This window comes from Geomonas sp. (assembly GCF_056994735.1).
Genome location: NZ_JBXKJL010000487.1, coordinates 1 through 2139, shown reverse-complemented (window position 1 = coordinate 2139; position 2139 = coordinate 1). Strand labels below are relative to the sequence as shown.

General features: G+C 63.3%; 4 protein-coding genes. 1 reads left to right on the top strand and 3 read right to left on the bottom strand.

Annotated features, from left to right (window positions below; genetic code table 11):
- Window positions 1-333 (top strand): prolyl oligopeptidase family serine peptidase (locus tag AC11W3_RS20695; RefSeq protein ID WP_484093687.1); only part of this gene is annotated, 333 nt, incomplete at its 5' end.
- Between the two features lie 123 nt (window positions 334-456).
- On the opposite strand, the gene AC11W3_RS20690 is transcribed toward AC11W3_RS20695, so the two are convergent.
- The 3 genes from AC11W3_RS20690 to AC11W3_RS20680 form a co-directional block, all read right to left on the bottom strand.
- Entirely contained in the window at window positions 457-849 is a 393-nt protein-coding gene (locus AC11W3_RS20690; protein WP_484093686.1) for a hypothetical protein, read from the bottom strand.
- 195 nt (window positions 850-1044) lie between these two features.
- The gene (locus AC11W3_RS20685) at window positions 1045-1434 is read right to left on the bottom strand and encodes a hypothetical protein (protein WP_484093685.1); all 390 of its coding nucleotides are present in this window, start codon (window positions 1432-1434) and stop codon (window positions 1045-1047) included.
- Window positions 1435-1625: 191 nt separating this feature from the next.
- On the bottom strand, window positions 1626-2024 hold the full coding sequence (locus AC11W3_RS20680; protein ID WP_484093684.1) for a hypothetical protein: 399 nt from the start codon (window positions 2022-2024) through the stop codon (window positions 1626-1628).
- Window positions 2025-2139: the final 115 nt, after the last annotated feature.

Genomic DNA, 2139 nt, shown 5'->3' with positions numbered 1-2139 from the left:
CCGCTGACCACGGTCGAGTACGAGGAGTGGGGGGACCCGAGCACCAAGGAGGTCTACGACTACCTCCTTTCCTACTCCCCCTACGACAACGTCAAGGCCCAGGCGTACCCGGCGTTGCTCGTGACGGCCGCCTTCAACGACACCCAGGTCCCCTACTGGAGCCCGGCGAAGTGGGTGGCCAAGCTTCGCGCCATGAAGACCGACGACCACGTCGTCCTTCTCGTGACCAACATGACGTCGGGCCACAGCGGCGCCAGCGGCCGCCTGGAGCGGTTCAGGCTGACCGCGTTGAAGTATGCGTTCATGATGGATCTCCTCGGCAGGACGGAGTAGCGAGTTCGAGGTGCGCCTCCCGGGTCGGCAGCGAGACTCGCGGAGGCCCGTTTGCAGCGCGCTGAAAGAATCGGGGCCGCCCCCACGGGCGGCCCCGGCATTCAGGAACCCTCGTCTGCGCGCCTACGGTTTTCCGGTGATCACCTCGTGGGTTTCCTTCCCCTTCGCGATTCCCACCAGAAAGCCGTCCATAGCCGGGATGTGGACTTCGGAGAGGTAGTACTTTCCCTCGACCTTGTCGAAGACGACCTTCGACTGCTTCGCCCCGGCGTCCGCGAGCCGCTCCAGGATCGGCGCGACCGCCGTCCCACCTCCGCTCGCGCTCTGAACGAGCAGCGCGGTATTGCCTTCGCCCTGCGGACGAATCTCGTACCGGCCGGCCGGCAACTCCTTGGCGTTCACGAAGAAGCTGAAAGGGACGTCCACGGAAACGAACACCGCCGCCGTTGCCGGGCTGCTGCCCAGAGCGAACGCAACCACGAACACGGCCGCCACCGCCAAAGCCTTTCTTTTCATCTTCCTTCTCCCTGTTGGGGCCTAAGGTCCGTCTAACCGCGTTGGTCTTCGCTGTGTATCAGCGGGGCCGCTGGTACAGCCCCTCGAAAAACCAACCCTATATCCCGGCTATTCCGACGCACCTCCCTCGCCCTCGAAACGAAAGGGGCCACCCTTGCGGGCGGCCCTACTTGTCAGGCGAAAGGAAGGTTGCGGCTACTCCTTCCCTTTGACGACCTCGTGTGCTTCCTCCCCCTTTGTGATCCCCACCAGGAAACCGTCCATGCCGGGAATGTGGACCTCCGAGAGGTAGTGCTTCCCCCCGGCTTTGTCGAAGACCACCGCCGGCTGCTTGCTCCCGGTGTCCGCGAGACGCTCAATGACGGGAGCGACGACGGTCGTGCCACCACTGCTCTTCACGATCATCTGGCTCATGTCGCCACCGAGCGGTTCGAAGATGTACTGGCCTGCCGGCATCTCCTTGTCCTTCACGATGAAGCTGAAGGGAATGTTTACCGACATTGCTTTTGCCGCCCAGGCCAGACCGACTGCAACGGTCAGCGCCACCACGCACACCCCCGCCACTGCAAGGAATTGCCTCCTCATGCCTGCCTCCTGCCGGTTGTTGGGTCGCGAGACCCGGTTGGTTGCGTTCGTCGTGGGCATGTCCTGCCTTTCGGGCCTTGGTATCCACCGTGACCAACCAACCGGGTCCTGCGCGTATTCCCTCACGCCTCAAGGCGCTCCGAAAAGGACGGGCCCGCCCGCGAGGGCGGGCCCTAGGCACTCTCAGTTCGCTACGGCTGTTTCTCTTCCTGGCCAGTGACCACTTCGTGGCTTTCCTTCCCCTTCGCGATTCCCACCAGGAAGCCGTCCTTCCCCGGGAGGTGAACCTCGGAGAGGTAGTGCTTCCCCTCGACCTTGTCGAAGACCACTTTGGGCTGCTTGGCGCCCGTGTCCGCGAGCCGCTCGATGACGGTGGCAATGGCCGCCCCGCCAGAGCCCTTGACGCTGAGTTGGCTCATGTCGTTGCCCATGGTTCCGATCTCGTAGCGGCCGGCCGGCAGCTCCTTGTCACTCACGACGAAGCTGAAGGGAATGTCCACAGACGCTCCGGTTGCCGCCCAGGCAAGGCTGCCGCCCAGAGCAAGCGCCACGACGCACACACCCACCACTGCTAGAACCTGCTTTCTCATGCTCGTCTCCCTTGTTGGGTCGCGGGACCCGTTCTCACTGCCTTGGTTGTCGTCAGACTTCTAACGCAAATTTGAGACCCTTCTCAATAAACCTGCGGGCCTTTGCGTCTATTCC

Coding starts and splice junctions, on each gene's coding strand:
- AC11W3_RS20685 (WP_484093685.1), bottom strand. CDS start 1,434: ATGAGGAGGCAATTCCTTGCAGTGGCGGGGGTGTGCGTGGTGGCGCTG.
- AC11W3_RS20680 (WP_484093684.1), bottom strand. CDS start 2,024: ATGAGAAAGCAGGTTCTAGCAGTGGTGGGTGTGTGCGTCGTGGCGCTT.
- AC11W3_RS20690 (WP_484093686.1), bottom strand. CDS start 849: ATGAAAAGAAAGGCTTTGGCGGTGGCGGCCGTGTTCGTGGTTGCGTTC.